Raw genomic sequence first — 16,843 nt, 5'->3', positions numbered from 1 at the left:
CGCGGCTCGGCTGTGCCGTGGCCACCCACCCGTTTCCTCGATTTTGGCAAATTCTTGGGGCATTGCACTTAGGCTAGTGCCGTTGTAACTTGACTGAGTGTGCGGTCAGTTTGCTGGTTGGCGCGTCCGCCGCACGGAGACACAGGCGCACCAGGCAACCAGGCCTGCAAGCAACACGCCAGACAGGTTGCCGCAATCGGCCATGTCGGTCGCCCATGTCGCATATTGGTGAATCAGGAGAATCGCATGGCCCTAGTTGGCACCGCACGCACGCCGTCTGCGGTGAACGAGATCGTCAACTGGGCCCGCGGTTACGTTCGCCGGCACCCGCTGGAGTCGATTCAGACCGTCGGTGGACAGGTCATATTGGCGTTTCAAACAATGCGCTACCTGTTCGAAGACATCACCAAGCGCAGCTTTCAATTCGGGGAGTTCATCCATCAAGCTGCCTTCATGGCCGGAACCGCCTTTGTGCCAACAATTTTCGTGACGATCCCAGTGGGTGTGTCGTTGTCGATTCAGTTCAGCCTGCTGGCCGGCCAAGTTGGCGCGACCTCGCTTGCCGGCGCCGCGACCGGCCTCGCCGTTATTCGTCAGGGCGCTCCCCTGGTCGCGGCAGTCTTGCTCGCCGCTGCCGTCGGTTCAGCGGTCTGCGCCGATCTGGGCGCTCGCACCATGCGCGAGGAGATCGACGCCATGGAAGTAATGGGCGTATCGCCGATTCAGCGGCTGGTAGTGCCCCGTTTCGTGGCCTGCCTCGTGGTCGGCATACTCTTGACGGGAATCACGTGTTTTATCGGATTCCTTGCGGGATATGCGTTCAACATCTATCTCCAGAACGGCACGCCTGGATCGTTCGTGTCGACGTTCGCGTCCTTCGCCACCGTCGATGACCTGGTTCTGGCGTTGGTCAAGTCGATCGTCTTTGGAGCCATCGTGGCAATAGTGGCGTGCCACAAGGGTTTATCTACTCGCGGAGGGCCGGCCGGCGTGGCCAACTCGGTCAACGCCGCAGTAGTAGAGGCGGTTCTACTCTTGATGACAGTCAATGTCATTATGACCCAGCTGTATGTCCTCCTCTTTCCGCGGACAACGCTGTGACGGCCGCACCGTACCGTCCACCGGGCATCAAGCCCCTGATCGACGGGTCCGAGAAGGCCGCAATGTCGGTGGCCAAGGTCGGCCACATGGTCAACTTCTTCGGCCAGATTCTGACTTCCATGCCCACCACAGTGCGCCGATATCGTCACGAATTCATGCGCATCCTTGCCGATATCACTTGGGGCAACGGATCGATAGTGGTCGGCGGCGGAACCATCGGCGTCGCGCTCGTCCTTGGTGCGACCGCCGGCACCCTGATCGGCGTTGAGGGATACAACGCCCTGAATCTGCTCGGACTCGGCCCAGCAACCGGATTGATCGCATCGTTTGCGGGAACCCGCGAGCTGGCACCCATCATGGTAGGACTCGCCTTCACCACTCAGGCGGGTTGCCGATTCACCGCACAACTCGGCGCCATGCGCATCAACGACGAAATCGACGCACTGGACACCCTCGGCATCAACTCCGTGTCGTACCTGGTAACCACCCGGGTCGCCGCCGCGATCACCGCGGTTGTGCCATTGTTCCTGGCGTGCCTGACTGTCGCCTACATCGCCAGTCAGATCGTCGTCGGGATTTCGGCGGGTCAGTCGGGTGGTACTTACCTGCACTACTTCTCATTGTTCGTCAGCGGGCGCGACGTCATTTTCGCGACGATCAAAGCAGTGGTCTTTGTGTTCACTGCCGCAACCCTGCAGTGCTACTACGGGTATTTTGCCGCGGGCGGACCGGCCGGCGTGGGCGTCGCAGCAGGGCGGGCCATGCGATCTGCGATCACGGTTGTGATCGTCCTCAACATGCTGCTCACCATGGCGCTCTGGGGCGTGCAATCCGGCGCACGGTTCGGAGGCTGAGTGCATGCCCAATTCCTTTGATACCAACGGCCACAGCCCGTCCAACCGGCGACTGTTCGTCATCGGAACCTGTTTCGTGGCAGTCGCCGCGGTCAGTGTCAGCCTGGCCGTCGCCAAGTCCAAAGGTGATTTGGACAGTGTGGTGAAGGTCGAAGCGGCACTGGTTAACGTCGGTGACGGATTGCCGGAGAAATCTGACGTCAAGTACCAAGGCGTACTGGTCGGTCAAGTCGCCGACGTAACAGCCGCCGTCGCTGCGGGACAGCCGAATACGGTGCACATCAACCTCAGTCCGGAATACGCCGGCAGCATTCCGGCCGCAGTCACTGCTCGCGTCGTGCCCTCCAACGTGTTCGCGGTGTCGTCGGTGCAGCTGGTCGACAACGGAAATCCCGGTTCCACCGGGCTGCGGGCCGGCACGGTGATCCGTGAGGATCAAAGCCTGCCCACCGTGTTGTTCCAAACCACACTCAACAAGTTCCGCAAGGTATTCGCCGCACTGAGCAGGCCGTCCACCGATCGGGGTGTCGGTGTACTGGAGACCATCAGCGAAGCCACCCACGGCCGCGGCGATTCACTACGGCGAGCGGGCGGCGATCTCAATAAGATTGTGACCGAACTCAACAACGTGGTCAGCGACGGCACCGGCCCATCCACGCTATCCGCACTGGCGGATGCCAGCGATGCCCTCCACAACGTTGCACCAGACCTGTTCGACGCACTCGACAGCGCTGTCAAACCTATGCGGACGCTTGCCGAGAAGCAGACCGGACTGACCAGCTTCCTGTCAGCGGGGCTGAAAACCTTTGGTACGGTGGCCGACTCGTTCGACCACCAGACTGACCGCCTGATCAACATCACCACCCAGCTGACCCCAGTGGTGGGGGTCCTCGCAGACAACGACAAACAATTTCACCCGATCTCCACCCGTCTGCAGGACGTGGCTCAGCGCGTACTGAGCATCTACGACCCCGACACCACGCAGTTCACGATCAAGGCCATTGTCAGCATCAACCCCACTCGGACATATGTGCGCGCCGACTGCCCACGCTACGGCGCGCTGGAAGGCCCAAGCTGCCACACTGCACCGGAAGTCCCGACTGCCCCCAGCCTGTACCCGGCCCTTGAGTCCAGGGGTTTCCCACCGCCCGCTGGAGTCACTGAGAACCGCCCCAACTACGCTCCACCACGCGGTTCCGTTGCCCACGCCGGCGAGGATCCCGGCCAAGGTCCGCTGCCCGGACCCCCGCCGGACGCACCACCGGACCCCGCACCAGATGTCTCGACGCCAGCGACACCACCCGCTGCCGCACCGCTACCGGCGGAAGCCGGTGCCGCACAACCACAATCGCTCGTCATTGGCGGCAATGTCGGTCCGGTAGGAAGCCTTCAAGAACACCATCAGTTGAGCCAGATCATGGGTAAAGACGCGAACCCGGCCACCCAGCTGTTGTTGGGTCCAGTGGTCCGCGGCGCCGATGTCGAGCTGACCCAACCCGACGGAGAGGTCCGATGAGCTACCGCAAACCGTTGATCGGCCTGTCGCTGTTCCTGGCCTTCGCCATCGTGGTCACATGGATGGTGTATCGCACCCTTGACCGCGGCATATCGGGAACGACGAACTCATATTCCGCCACCTTCACCGATGTTTCTGGACTACACGCAGGCGACGATGTACGGGTGGCCGGCGTACGCGTCGGCCGCGTCGACGACGTCGAACTCGACGGTACACACGCGAAAGTCACCTTCCAAGTACAGAAGGATCAACGGCTGTACAGCAACACGATCGCGTCGGTGACTTACCAGAACATCATCGGCCAGCGCTACCTCGGCCTGTCATCTGGCACGGGTAGCGAGAGCCGCCCGTTGGCCGCCGGCGGACGAATCCCGTTGGAGCACACCGAGCCATCGTTCGACATCACCTACCTGCTCCGCGGATTCGAACCACTGTTCACCCTGCTCGACCCCAAACAGGTGGACAATCTCACCGAGGGCATCATCCAAGCCCTGCAGGGCAACAACGGCTCTGTGCTCTCCCTCATCACCCAAACATCGGCCCTGGCCCAGACCTTCGGCGGCCCCGACCAGGTCCTCGGCGACCTCATCGTCAACCTCAACACCGTGGTGACGAACTTGGCATCCCAGAATGCCAATCTGCAGATGGTGATCACCCATACCCGCGACATCATGGTAGGGCTCGGTAACCGTCGCGACGAACTGCGGGCATCGGTGGGATCCATCACGAAGACAGTCGGCCGTCTGGCAACGATCGCCGACAACGTCTACCCCGATCTGCACAGCCTCGTCACCCGCGAACCCGGATTCACCACTCAGCTCACCGGTGATGCACGCAACCGCATTGGGTTCCTGGGAGCCAACCTCCCCGCGGGCCTGAAGGCGTTGGCCAGATTCACCCAGGAAGGCTCCTACGCCGACATCTACGCCTGCGACGTGACATCCAGCATGTTCAAGTTCCTCACGACGCTGATTCCGGCATATGTCAGCGGCGCAACACCCGGAAACACGATCAAACACTCAGCGGTCTGCAGGTAGAAGGCAAGGATGAAACGACTACACGCTCTGCTACAGCGCCCGGTCACCAGCTACAACAAGATCTGGCTCGGGTCAATTGCTTTGGGCCTCGTTATCACGATCACCGGCGTGGCACTGCTCATCGGCAAGCTCGATCTGGGGCGCACCCGCTACCACGCAGAGTTCGCTCAGGCCGCGGATCTGCGCTCCGGCGACTTGGTGACAGTCGCGGGAGTTTCAGTCGGAAACGTGGAGGGCCTGTCGCTGGCTGGAGACCGCGTCCTCGTGACATTCAAGCTACGCAATGACGTTCACCTCGGCCGCGATACGCACGCCGCGATAAAACTGACCACCCTGCTCGGCAGCCGCTATATGGAATTGTCGCCGGCTGGTACGGGCTCACTCGACCGCAGCACCATCAAGCTGCCCAACACAGCGGCACCGTACAACCTGCAGGATGCCCTCGCCGATTCCACCACCACCTTCGACGCGATCGACGCGGATCGTGTCGCATCGTCACTGACCACCATGTCGCGGAGTCTGGACGGTGTTCCCGATGCGCTGCCAGAGGCACTGAACAACCTGCGCTCACTGTCCGCTGTCATTGCGGACCGACGCGACCAACTCAAGTCACTGCTCACGGCCACCGACCGCGTTACCGCGCTGATTCGAGACCAGAAATCCAATCTCGGCTCGCTGATTGTGCAGGGGCGAAACCTATTGGGGGACCTGGCTTCCCGACGCACCGCGGTCGAGCGACTGTTTACCAGCGCCACCAAACTGGTGGCGACGTTGAATCGGGTGTTGGGCGATCAGCCGGGCCTGAACGGTCTGCTGAATAGCCTGAAGGACTTCTCCCACATGATCGCCAGCCATGACGCGCAGCTACGCAATCTCCTGCAGGCCCTGCCCCTACCCTTCCGAAACATCGCGAACGCCTTCGGCAGTGGCACCGCCGGCGACGTCACGCTGCCTGCCGGGATCATGGTCGACTCGTGGATGTGCGCCATCAGTGGCCGCGCAACACAGTTCCACCTTGTCGAGTACTTCAAGGACTGCCAATGAGCCGAAAAGCCATGCTCGCCACCGCCGCGGTCCTCGCGGCCTGCTTGGTCGGCGCAGCCATTCTCGTCTCGCCGCAGGTAACCGATCGCCCGATCACCGTCACCGCACAGTTCGAGGACAGCGTCGGCCTCTACGAAGGCAATGCTGTGTCGATCCTGGGAATGTCCGTGGGCAGGGTGACCAGCATTGTGCCGAAAGGCACTTACGTCGAGGTCAAGCTCGACATCAACCACGGCGTCGATGTGCCGGCGGATGTACAAGCAGTAACGGTGTCGACCTCGATCCTCACAGACCGACACATCGAACTCACCCCTGCCTATCGGTCCGGTCCGAAGCTGAAGAACGGTGATGTGGTCGGGCTGGGCCGTACCCGGACGCCGGTCGAATTCGACCGCACCCTAGCGATGGTCGACAAGCTGTCCAGCGCTCTCGAAGGAGACGGCAAAGGCAACGGCCCAGTCGCCGACCTGCTCAAGCTCGGTGACCAATTGGCCACTCGCAGCGGCCCCGAATTGAAGACCACCCTCGATCAGTTGTCTCAAGCACTGCGGCTGGGTTCCGACAACGGTGCCCAAAGCAAAAAAGACATCCAGGCGATAATCACCAGCTTGTCTGAACTGACTCAGTCAGCAGCCGACAATGACACTTCGATCAGAGAATTCGGCTCCAATCTCCACCAACTCAGCGATGTCATCGCGGCCCAGAATCTCGGAACCGGCAACACAGGTGCCAAGGTCAACCAAATTCTCGAACAGGCCGCCTCGCTTCTGGAGAAGAACCGTGGCGGATTGCAAGCGACAACGACCGACTTCACCGCGATCACCAAGGCGATGGTGGACTACCGACGCGAACTCAGCGAATTCTTCGACGTGGCTCCGTTGGCTATCGACAACGCCTACAACGCCATCGACCCCGTCGCAGGTGCAGTGCGGGCGCATGCACTCGCCGATAAGGCGCTGTTCGACAGCCAACTCGGCAAGGAAATATGCAACTTGATCAACAAGAAGCAACTCGGCTGCGCCACCGGCACCGCCGCCGACTATGGGCCTGACTTCGGCCTCGACGGCATGTTCAAGCTCATGGCAGGCGAACGCCCATGATATTCGCTCCTCGACGCATGATCGCCTGCACCGCAATCGGATTGGTCACATCGACATCCGCAGGCTGCGGTCTCAGCCTGGAGTCACTCCCATTGACCGGACCGGGCGCCGCCACGGACAGCTACACAGTCAAGGCGATCTTTGCCAATGCACTCAATCTGCCCGCCAAGGCAAAAGTCCGGCTGAACGGAGCCGACATCGGCCAGGTCGACACCATCAGCGCCCACGACTTCAGCGCCGACGTCACCATGTCGATTCGCTCGGATGTGCGGCTACCGCGGACCATCACCATCGAGTTGCGTTCTGCCACCCCCTTGGGTGACCTCTTCGTCGCCGTGAAACCAGACCCCAAACAAACCCCCGGCACTCCCCTGCTGAAGGACGGCGACGTGATACCCGTCGGGTCCACCGACGGTGGCGCTACCGTCGAGGAAGTCCTCAGCTCGGCAGCGCTGCTGGTCAACGGCGGCGTCATCAAGAACATGACCACGCTGTTGAACGGTGCGGGCGCCGCCGTCGGTGGGCGCGGCACCAACGTCCGCAGCCTGCTCGACCAGTCCAACGTCCTGATTTCGCGCCTGGCCACCCGGTCGGCCGGGATCAGAACCGCCATGCAGAAGACCGCAGACCTGGCCGACGCACTCTCGGCCCGTCAGACCACGATCAACACCGCGCTCGCCGCCGCTGCTCCCGCGACAAGCGTTGTCGCCGAGAACATTTCACAGATCGCCGACATCACTGACACAGTCGGCAGGATCACTGGCCAACTGTCGAGGTTCCCGTCGCTTCAAGGTACCGACACCCGTAGCCTCATCGCCGATCTCAACAAGCTGTCCGCCGCGTTCAACGACATCGCCACCGACCCGAACCTGTCGCTGATGCCCCTGAACCAACTGCTACCCATCATCCTAAAGTCGTTCGGCTCAACTGCGATACGGGGTACCGCAGAGGTTGTGAAGCTCGCACTCGGTGCCCTGCCCGACAAGAACTACCCGGGCGACCCGATGTTCCACGGCCCCGACGGAACGGATTGGCACGCCATGGTGGGCAGCCTGCGCTACGAATGGAACCTGTTGCTGGGCAAGATCTATGGGCCGCGCCCATGACTCCCGCAAGCAGCATTGTCGAATGGCCGGCGAGAACCGTCATCAACACAGTCCGGGCGCTTTCCCAACGCCGCAATCTCGTCGCTTTCTGTGGCCTGATCCTGACCCTGGTAATCGGACTCGCCTACGTCATCATCGTCGGACTTCGTGTAAATCCAGCGCAAGAGCACATCACCGTCCGAGTGGTTCTACCACAATCTGGTGGCTTGCTGGCCAATCAGGACGTCACCCTGCGAGGCGTGCCGATCGGCCGGGTGGAATCAGTAGCAATCACCGGCAAAGACGTGACCGCGCTGGCCAAGATCAACGCCGACGTCAAGATCCCACAAGACACCACCGCGCGGGTGTCGGCTCTGACCGCCGCCGGTGAGCAGTACCTCGACTTTCGTCCGACTAGCGACCACGGCCCCTACCTTGCCGACGGTGCGACGATCGGCAGGGAGAGAACCGCCGTCCCCGTATCATTCGCACAGCTGCTCGACCATGCCGAAGGTGCGCTCAATCAGGTTGAGCCCGAAAAAGTTTCAGCCATCATGAAGGAACTGCGCGTTGGGCCCGATGGGCCGAGGAAGCTGACCGCCATCGTGGACGGGGGCACCTTCCTCATCACCACGCTGGATTCCGTTCTGCCCCAGACCGTCAGTCTCATCAAGAACACCCGAGCGGTGCTGACCACCGTCGCCGATACTCGCGCCGGACTGCGCGACACCGCAGAGGACCTCAAACAGATTCTTGGCGGTGTCAACCGGATGGACAATGGATTCCGCCGATTCGTCGACACCGGAACCAAGCCCCTTAGCCAACTTGACGGACTCATCTCCGATAACTCCGACACCATGGTCGCGCTGCTCGGCAATCTGACCACCGTCGCCCAACTGTCTTACCTACGAGTCCCCGCGCTGCAGGCGCTGTTCCCGACCACCCGAGACTCCATGCTCGCCAATCTCAGCACCGCAATACATGACGGTGGCGCATGGGCAATCGGCGACCCGTATCCCCGGTATTCGTGCGACTACAACCTGCCCCGACACTCACCGTCGCAGGCCGACTATCCCGAACCGTACCTCTACACGTACTGCGGTAACCCCGATCCGTCCGTCTTGATCCGCGGCGCCCGCAACGCACCCCGACCGCCCGGCGACGATACCGCCGGCCCACCGCCCGGCTACAACCCGTTGGCCACCACTGACCCGACACCGTCCGGCCCGCTCACCATCCCGTTGCCATACGGCGGGCCCCCATTGCCCTATGCACCACCGAACTAATCCCATCGGAATCGTCTGCAGGAGAAGCCATGTTGAAGCAATCGACCAGAGAAGACGTGTTCGTCCAAATCGTTCGAGAGATCGACGAGGCCGGCAGCGCTGACACATCCAACGATGATCTGAACGATCTCGGCGAATCCGGGGATGATCCAGCGCCAGATTCAATCGAATCGGCGACGCCGCGGCGCAAGCGCTGGTTGACACGAATTGGTGCGGGTCTCGCGGCCTTGTTGTTCCTCGCCGCCGCCACGGCCGCCGGCGCGCTCGGATGGGAAGTCATCCAGCAGAACAATATTGCGGCAGCCGGAAAGGCCGCATCCGCTGCGGCGACCGCGTATGCAACGACGTTGACCACCGTCGACTATCAGAAGATCGACCAAAATTTCGGCCAGGTGCTCGATGGCGCCACCGGTGAGTTCAAAAACATGTACAGCCAGTCGTCCGCGCAGCTCCGTCAGCTGCTTATCGACAACAAGGCGGTCAGTCATGGCTCCGTGGTCGACACGGCGATCAAGTCCGCCACCAAGGACACGGTGGATGTACTGGTCTTCGTCGACCAATCGATCACCAACAGCATCGTTCCGCAGCCGCGAATCGATCGCAGCCGTATCTCGATGACCATGCAACGCATTGATGGGCGTTGGCTGGCAGCCAAAGTCGACATCAAGTAAGAACATGGGCCCACTGATGAGGCGCGCGGCCGCCCTGTTGATAGTTACGGCTTCTGCGTTCGCGTCGGCCGCGACCGGTATCGCGACACCGAGTTCTGGATGCGCCGGAGTCCTCGGTGGCGACTGGGCCGACCAAGCCGGCACGTGCGTCGCGACCGTAGCGTCGCCCCGACTGGCCACCATGACCATCGCGGTACAACTTCCGGGTAACGTCATGGCCAATCCCTCTGCGGGACAGGCCATCACCGGTTATCTGCGCCCGTTGGTCGACGGCTGGCGCAGAACCGGTGCGACGATGGTCCGCGACAGCGACTACCATGTCGACGCCGAACTGTTCACTCACAATGCCTTGACCTCGGTGGTGTTTCATGAGTTCTGGCAGACCTTCGGCAGCCCGCCCAATGACGCGTACCGGACGTTCACCTTCGACCTCGCGCAAGGGCGCCAACTCAAGCTCGCCGACCTCTTCAAGGCGGGGATCGATCCGCTGACCGCGTTGCCACCACTCGTACGGCCCTATCTCGTCCCCGCTTTGGATCAGGCTGCGCCACCACATGATCCAGGCACCTACCCATTCACCGCTGACAGGTTCGAACCGCAACCCGACGGCTCAGGCTACGCAGCCAACTACCGAGCGTTCGCCCTGACCGCCGACGAACTGATCCTGTATCTGCCCGATGCTCCGATGACACACGAGACCCCTTTCCCCCGTGATCGATTCGTCTGGTCGATGGACGGCGGCGCGGTCACCGTCCATGTTCCTCTCGCAGCCCTCGCGCCGGTCATGCGTGCGATCTGAATCGAGAAACGATGACAGATCTCCTCGATCCGTTCGGCGTGGCAGGCCGGACACTTGGCGCGGCGCGGACGGGCTTTCGTCTCGTCGCATGGTGTGAACGCCAGGCGCTGACGGTGCTGCGCGACAAGCTCGCAGCGTTGGAGCCGCGTCCACAGCCATACGATTCGGGGGCCGATCCTGTCCCCGTGTCGTTGAACGCAAAAATGCGACTGTTGCAGGACCGGGCGCTCGAGCAGGGCACACGCGCCAGCGAGTTGGAGCTCTATCACCGTCTTCTCGATCAGCTGGTGGCCGACGAAGCGCGCATCATCGGCGCCCTGTCGGACGGCTCGGCCTCCCCACTGGTGAATGTGAACACATGGACCAAGACACACGGTTCGGACCACAGCATGTTGACAAACGCCTCGCTCATCGGACGGACCGCCAATATCGCACTGCCGCAGACATGCCCGCAATACGTCAGTCACCTGCTGGCCCTCGGCCTGGTGGAAATCGGCCCAGAGGATCCTGCGATGAAATCCGACTATGAGGTGCTGATGGCTGAAACGATGGTGCTCGATGCCATCAAGCACGGCTCGCGCGGACCACTGGCTGCGCGAGTGGAGAAGCTGACCCTGAAGTTGTCCAGCCTGGGGCAGTCGTTCTGGGCAGCCACGACCCAGGGTGACCGGCGGTGAGCGCCTCCGCCGTACTGGCGCTGCGTAGCTGGGATGAAATCAGGCACGACGTCAGCCTCAACTGGCTGATCTATCTGTCGATGCCACTCGTGGCCGCCTTTGTCGGGTGGAGCACGAAGATCCTGGCAATGGAAATGATGTACAAGCCATTGGAGTTCAAGGGCATCGGGCCGATCGGGTGGCAGGGCATCATTCCGCGACGGGCCGGCAAGGTCGGGTCCAAGACCATCCAACTGCTCACCGCCAACCTGCTCAAGCCTGAAGAATTGCTCGACCGGGTCGACGCGCGTCAGGCGGTGGATGCATTACGCGAACCGCTGACGCGGGCGGTCGACGAAATCGCCCGCGACCTGGCCGAGGAAATACGGCCAGGTCTATGGGATTCGCTGCCGGAAGCGGGGCGAAACGCGATCCAAGCCCGGGTCACCGCCCAGTCACCCGCCATCGTGGAGAAGATGCTCGCCGAGATGAGGGCGGACATGGGCCGCTACGTCGACATCCAGTTCCTGGCCGTCACCACGTTGGTCCGCAACAAAGCCAAACTGGTGAAGTTGATGCGCTCGGTGGCCGACGATGCGATGAAGTTCATGCGCCGAGCCGGCGTGATCTTCGGTCTCGGTATCGGTCTGATACAGATGGTCGCCTGGGGCGTGTTCCACAACCCCTGGATCATGCCGATGTTCGGGTTCGCGGTCGGTTTCATCAGTGACTACGTCGCACTCAACATGCTTTTCAGACCCATCTACCCGAAGAAGTACCTCGGCTTCATCCCATTCCAGGGGCTGCTGCACGCCCAACGCGACAAGATCACCCGTGGCTATGCCAAAATCCTGGCCGAAGACCTATTCTCACCCGAAATCCTCCTCGACGGCGTCCTCAACGGCCCAGGTGCAGACAAACTGTTCGCACTCGTTTCGAAAGAAGTCGACGGCGCGATCGACGCTCAAACCGGCTTCGCCAAACCCATCGCCGTGTTTGCCGTCGGCACTACCCGCTACCGAGCGCTCAAGGAACGAGTGATCAGCCTCGTCGTCGAGCGGATGCCCACCACCCTGCATGACGCGCAGGACTACGCCGTGAGCGTCATCGACCTCGAGGGCACCGTAGTCGACAAGATGGGTCTGCTCACCGCCGAGGAATACGAGTCCATTCTCCGGCCGGTGTTCAAAGATGATGAACCCCTTGTGATTACGGTGGGCGCCGTTCTCGGCGGCCTCGTCGGTGAAATCCAAGTCCAAATCATGGAACTGCTGGCGCGATGACGGCGGCCAGGATCGTGTCGATTTGGTCGATGGACGGCGGCGCGGTGATTGCCCACGTCCCGTTGGCCGCGCTAGCGCCCGTCTCGCGGCAGCGGTAGTTGCGGTGGTGCCATTCCGATGACCCGAACCACGAACGCGAGAAGTCCCATCGGCTTAGGCCAACTTCGCAGCGACACATGCAGATTTGTCGAGCAAGTTGCGCGTGGAGAAACAATCGAGATTGTCCGTCGTGGCTCGGTGGTCGGTCGGATCGTGCCGATACCGGGCGGTTCGAAGCTGCATGCCATCCAGCCCAAGGTTGGGGTGGGGATGTGCAACCTTGACGAAATTCGCACGTGCGCAGGACGTTTGTTCGACAGGGTGCAAGGCGGCGAATCGATTCAGGTGGTGTGGCGCGGCACACCAGTGGCCAGCATCGTGCCGGCGGTCGACAGCGTCCGCGCGTGACAACCGAGAACAGAAGGATGGTGCGCTACATGCCACACCGCAAACCCACGAGGACCATGGCGGCAACCGCAGCAGCGGCCCTGGCCATGATCGGTTCGTCGATGGCACCCGCTCATGCCGCCGACGAATACCTCGACGGCACCTATCGCATCGACTTCCATGGCGCCGCCCAGGCATACACCACCGCGCCCGCTCCGACGGTTGCCACCTCCGCAACCTACCGGTTCACCACGAACTGCAGCGACGGCCAATGTGTCGCAACGGGAATGCAGCTCTCATCAACCGATCACGGCATCTTCGACCGGCCCACGGTGACGCTGTATTGGGCCGGGCTGGCCTGGAGGCTGTCCGAATCGATGGAGACGCCATGCCCTGGCGGCGCCGGCACGAGAAGTCAGGAGATGACGTGGTCCCTGACTCCCCAACGCGGCAGCGACGTACTCCCCGGTGCTCGATCACTGATGCCGTCCACCACGTGTGTCGGCGACGCAACCGGCTACATCGTCGAGCCGATGCTGGCAACGCCCATCATCTAGTAACACCAGATCCCAGCAATATCGTGCCGGGCAAGTGTATCCAGCTCTGTTGGATGATCCGCGCAAGGGACTCCGCATTGCACCATCTCGAGCGCCTCGTCGGCGTGGACGGCCAGCCACTGCTGTACGCGGCGAGCACTGCCGTAAGGCCACTACGGCTGCTGACGCTGGGCCGCCACGCGTGCCGCAAGCTGCGCGCCGTAAAGATCGGGATAGCCGCCTGCGGCCTGAATCGCTGCGCTCCAGCGACCAACCGCACCGAGCAGCTCGTCGATGTCCCCATTCAGCGCCTCGACAGCTGGTCGCATCTGGTAGTCGGTTGCCAATTCGATCTGCTCGCGCGCCAGCCGTCCGGCCGGAGACAACCGCTCGCCGTCGAGCATGCCGCGCTCCTGCAGGCGACGCGTCGCGGCATCGAGCTGTGTGTCAGTCCAAGCCCTGGTGTACACGTAGGTACGGGGCGGCAAGTCCCACCACTGCTCACTGAGCAGTCCGATCTCGACGGCGTCGAACCCCGCCGCGATCCAGGCTGCGGTGTGCGAGTCACCCCGGTACTCCCGAAGCCGGTCGGCCAGGGCCCAAGCGCGGCCGAGCGGGTCCGCTGGGAGGTCCCGCGCACACAGTCCCGCAAATAGCGGCCGGCCCGCCATCTGCAAGGGTTCGCTTGCACGATTGAGCAATTCGATCACGCGCCCGAGGCCGTCGGGCTTCTCGCCGATCATCCGACGCAACGAGTTCGTAGCACCGCGCCGACGAGCGGCGGCAATCGTGTCGGGATCGGCGAGCGCCCAACCGCGCTCGACCGCTGCCGCGACCATCTCTGGTTCGAACACTGCGAACGCGGCTGCGACGACCTCGCCGGACGCATGTCCGAGTGCCGAGCCGCGACTGGTGTTGTAGGCATCGCGATTCGAGGTCTGTACCCCGCTCGGAAGCGACCCGCGGCCCGTACCGAATCCGAGCGCCGTGTACTCGGCATTCGCTTCGGGAGAGAAATACACGTGTCCGGCGAACGGCTCGATCGCGGCCCACAAGGCTCGTGCACGGGCACTCACTTCGGCATCGCTGAGCATCGGCTCGCCCCCGTCCCGTAACTGACGATCCGGGCCGACTCGAGCCGGTCCGCACTGCTGAGATCGGGATAGCTGCTGACGATCAAGGCCGCGCTCCAGGTTCCGAGCAGACCGACGAGCTCGTCGAGGTCGTCGCCCAGTGCCTCTGTCGCGCAACGCATTTGCCGGTCCGTGGCGACCTCGACAGCTACACGAGCCCGCGCGCCCGTCTCGGTGAGTCCCGCATCGTCGACGTAGCCGCGGGCCACCAGTCGCTCGTGTGCCGCGTCGAGCTGCTCTGACGTCCATCCGCGGGATCGGACATAGGTGCGCGGGGGCAGCCCGCGCATCAGCTCACCGACCAGACCGATCTCGGCGGCATCGTATCCGGCCGCGTTCCAGGCCGCTGTATGTGAGTCGCCGCGATACTCCCGGATGCAATCGGCCAGCCGCCAGGCCCGCCCGAGCGGGCTGTCGGGCAGGCCGAGCGAACGCATGCCGGCGAAGAGCGGACGTCCCTCGGGCCGCAGCGATTCCACCGCACGCGTCAGCAGGGCGGTGACGCGCTCGATCCCGGCAGGACACGGTCCCAGCACGCGTTCGAGTTGCTCAGTTGCGCCGGCTGTGCGTGCCTCGGATATCGTTGCCGCATCGGTGAGTCCCCAACCGTGCTCGACACCGGCCATGACGACACCCGGCTCGAATACGGCGAAGGCCGCGGCCACGACGGAGCCGGCGACTTGCCCCATCGCCGCGCCGCGACTCGTGAAATACGCTGCCGCGTCAGGCGTTCGGACATTGCCCAGGGCTCCACCCGGCGCGAAACCGAGACGTTCGTAGGCGGTGTGGCACTCCGGTGCGAAGTACACCTGCCCGGCGAACGGCTCGATCGCGTCACGCAGCGCCCGCGCTCGACGACTCGACTCGTCAGTCATTCTGGTTGCGCTCGGGCAGCCCGGCCGCCCACAGTGCCGCGGCGATCAGCACCGGCTGACCAAACAAACGGAGCAGGCGTTTGGTGTCCGTGTCGAGGCCGAACGCACTGGTGCCCTCAACGTATTGGGCGATGTTGCCCGGGAAAATCGCGACGAAGAATGCGGCGAGGGTGAGCCCGATGATCCGCCGCTTACGCGGCAGGCCCAACAATGCGAGACCCAAACCAACCTCGGCGACGCCGGAAGCGAGCACGGTGAGGTCGGCGTCCACGGGGAACCAGCGAGGCACCTGCGCTTGGAAATCGCTGCGCGCGAAGGTCAGATGCGAGGCGCCGGCGAACGTCATGATGCCGCCGAGTGCGAGACGGGTGAAACGCTGGGAGGTGCGCTCGAACGATGGACTGACGAGTGAGAGCATGGGCCCTTCCGGATCAGGAGGCTCGGTGCTGGTCAATGGCGGTCAGGAACAAGTGAGGCCTATCGGCTGCGACGACAATCCTCGCAGGCGGACGATCTCGGCGTTGAACTCTTCAGCGTACTGAACATTGCTGGCGTGCCCGCTGTCGGCGAGCACGATTTCACGTTCCAGATGCCTAGCGGCCCGGAACATTTCGGCGGTGCGAGCCGATTCACCCGGCGGTAGCAGTCCGTCGCGGGCGCCGTACAGCACAGTCGTCGGCACCCGCAGCGCCTCCACCCCGGCCGAAGCATCGATGCGTTGCACCACCTTGGCCCACTGTGATCGGACTCGCGGAGGGCAGGTCGCGCCCAACCGCTGAACAAAGTCGGCCATGTACATCGGCGCTTCCGGGGTCAGCGAAAGCTTGCGGAACATGGACCTGGTCAACCGGCGCGGTGGCGAAGGCAACGGCGCCATCGCCATGGCGGTCAGCCACCGCGACAACCAATCCTGGTGCCTGTGCATACTCTCGGGGCCATCCGACAGCCCTGTCGCGGTGTTCGCAAGAAGGGCGGAGTGGACGTAACGCGCAACGTCGTCAGGGAAATACTTCGCCCACGAGAGCACCGTCACGCCACCCATGCTGTGACCCACCACTGTGGCAGGGGCTGCGGGCGAAATCGTCGCCGCCAACACGGCCGAAAAATCCTCCGCGAGCACGCGGTCACTGAACGGACGTACACCTGCATCGCTGCGACCGTGGCCGCGCTGATCGTAGGCGATCACCCGGTTTCCGCGTACGAGCGCATTGATCTGCGGATTCCAGAATTCGAGGGCAACGGACCACCCGTGGACCAACACAATCGGATCCAGCGTCGGGTCTCCGTACTCGCGAACATGCAGAGCAGTTCCGTCCACAGAATGCACCGTCCGAGTCGCCCGCGGTTCCGGATGCGCCAACATTCCGGTCAGCCCGGCATCCGGGGAGGTCTTCTTGAAAATCGGCATGCCGCACTCCCTTGTACAGAGCCATCAGACTTG

General features: G+C 62.9%; 18 protein-coding genes. 14 read left to right on the top strand and 4 right to left on the bottom strand.

Translation table 11 applies throughout. From position 1 onward, the window contains the following. Positions 1-246: 246 nt before the first annotated feature. The 14 genes from BR47_RS0104115 (at position 247) to BR47_RS0104045 (ending at position 13,415) form a co-directional block, all read left to right on the top strand. Positions 247-1,101, top strand: coding sequence for an MlaE family ABC transporter permease (locus BR47_RS0104115; protein WP_029118678.1), 855 nt, complete (start codon positions 247-249; stop codon positions 1,099-1,101). Next, positions 1,098-1,955, top strand: a complete 858-nt coding sequence (locus BR47_RS0104110; protein ID WP_029118677.1) for an ABC transporter permease — start codon at positions 1,098-1,100, stop codon at positions 1,953-1,955. The genes BR47_RS0104115 and BR47_RS0104110 overlap by 4 nt, the downstream gene beginning before the upstream one ends. 4 nt (positions 1,956-1,959) lie before the next feature. Then, positions 1,960-3,471 (top strand): MCE family protein, encoded by a 1,512-nt coding sequence (locus BR47_RS0104105; RefSeq protein ID WP_029118676.1) that lies wholly within the window; start codon positions 1,960-1,962, stop codon positions 3,469-3,471. Further along, entirely contained in the window at positions 3,468-4,508 is a 1,041-nt protein-coding gene (locus BR47_RS0104100) for an MCE family protein (protein ID WP_029118675.1), read from the top strand. The genes BR47_RS0104105 and BR47_RS0104100 overlap by 4 nt, the downstream gene beginning before the upstream one ends. 9 nt (positions 4,509-4,517) lie before the next feature. Next, entirely contained in the window at positions 4,518-5,552 is a 1,035-nt protein-coding gene (locus BR47_RS0104095) for an MCE family protein (RefSeq protein WP_029118674.1), read from the top strand. Beyond that, positions 5,549-6,652 carry an MCE family protein gene (locus BR47_RS0104090; protein WP_051634602.1) on the top strand — a complete coding sequence of 368 codons (1,104 nt, stop codon included), beginning with the start codon at positions 5,549-5,551 and terminating at the stop codon, positions 6,650-6,652. The genes BR47_RS0104095 and BR47_RS0104090 overlap by 4 nt, the downstream gene beginning before the upstream one ends. A gap of 92 nt (positions 6,653-6,744) precedes the next feature. Continuing rightward, positions 6,745-7,758 (top strand): MlaD family protein, encoded by a 1,014-nt coding sequence (locus BR47_RS0104085; RefSeq protein ID WP_231506643.1) that lies wholly within the window; start codon positions 6,745-6,747, stop codon positions 7,756-7,758. Continuing rightward, on the top strand, positions 7,755-9,023 hold the full coding sequence (locus tag BR47_RS0104080) for an MlaD family protein (protein WP_036426696.1): 1,269 nt from the start codon (positions 7,755-7,757) through the stop codon (positions 9,021-9,023). Before BR47_RS0104085 ends, BR47_RS0104080 begins: the two co-directional genes overlap by 4 nt. Before the next feature lie 29 nt (positions 9,024-9,052). Next, the gene (locus BR47_RS0104075; protein ID WP_036426694.1) at positions 9,053-9,694 is read left to right on the top strand and encodes an Rv1363c family protein; all 642 of its coding nucleotides are present in this window, start codon (positions 9,053-9,055) and stop codon (positions 9,692-9,694) included. A 181-nt stretch (positions 9,695-9,875) separates the two neighbouring features. After that, positions 9,876-10,493, top strand: a complete 618-nt coding sequence (locus tag BR47_RS0104070) for a DUF3298 domain-containing protein (protein ID WP_090562493.1) — start codon at positions 9,876-9,878, stop codon at positions 10,491-10,493. Positions 10,494-10,504: 11 nt separating this feature from the next. Beyond that, positions 10,505-11,170 carry an Abi-alpha family protein gene (locus tag BR47_RS0104065; RefSeq protein ID WP_029118668.1) on the top strand — a complete coding sequence of 222 codons (666 nt, stop codon included), beginning with the start codon at positions 10,505-10,507 and terminating at the stop codon, positions 11,168-11,170. Continuing rightward, entirely contained in the window at positions 11,167-12,432 is a 1,266-nt protein-coding gene (locus BR47_RS0104060) for a hypothetical protein (protein WP_051634600.1), read from the top strand. Before BR47_RS0104065 ends, BR47_RS0104060 begins: the two co-directional genes overlap by 4 nt. 117 nt (positions 12,433-12,549) lie before the next feature. Continuing rightward, positions 12,550-12,879 (top strand): type II toxin-antitoxin system Phd/YefM family antitoxin, encoded by a 330-nt coding sequence (locus BR47_RS33670; protein WP_141772180.1) that lies wholly within the window; start codon positions 12,550-12,552, stop codon positions 12,877-12,879. 29 nt (positions 12,880-12,908) lie between these two features. Next, a complete protein-coding gene (locus BR47_RS0104045; protein WP_155987056.1) occupies positions 12,909-13,415 on the top strand; it encodes an Rv2253/PknI dimerization domain-containing protein in 507 nt (168 codons plus the stop codon). A gap of 152 nt (positions 13,416-13,567) precedes the next feature. Here the strand turns inward: BR47_RS0104045 and BR47_RS29660 are convergent, their stop codons facing one another. From BR47_RS29660 to BR47_RS29650, 4 genes are read right to left on the bottom strand one after another with little or no spacing between them, the layout of a single operon-like run. Further along, positions 13,568-14,488 carry an SCO6745 family protein gene (locus BR47_RS29660; protein WP_051634599.1) on the bottom strand — a complete coding sequence of 307 codons (921 nt, stop codon included), beginning with the start codon at positions 14,486-14,488 and terminating at the stop codon, positions 13,568-13,570. After that, a complete protein-coding gene (locus BR47_RS29655) occupies positions 14,467-15,402 on the bottom strand; it encodes an SCO6745 family protein (RefSeq protein WP_177127337.1) in 936 nt (311 codons plus the stop codon). The genes BR47_RS29660 and BR47_RS29655 overlap by 22 nt, the downstream gene beginning before the upstream one ends. Next, entirely contained in the window at positions 15,395-15,820 is a 426-nt protein-coding gene (locus tag BR47_RS0104030; protein ID WP_029118664.1) for a DoxX family protein, read from the bottom strand. The genes BR47_RS29655 and BR47_RS0104030 overlap by 8 nt, the downstream gene beginning before the upstream one ends. A 42-nt stretch (positions 15,821-15,862) precedes the next feature. Continuing rightward, complete coding sequence (locus BR47_RS29650; RefSeq protein WP_051634598.1) at positions 15,863-16,810, bottom strand: alpha/beta fold hydrolase; 948 nt, start codon at positions 16,808-16,810, stop codon at positions 15,863-15,865. Positions 16,811-16,843: the final 33 nt, after the last annotated feature.

It is taken from the genome of Mycobacterium sp. UNC410CL29Cvi84, from assembly GCF_000686745.1.
Lineage (GTDB): Bacteria > Actinomycetota > Actinomycetes > Mycobacteriales > Mycobacteriaceae > Mycobacterium > Mycobacterium mucogenicum_B.
This window is presented reverse-complemented; position numbering and strand designations above follow the sequence as displayed.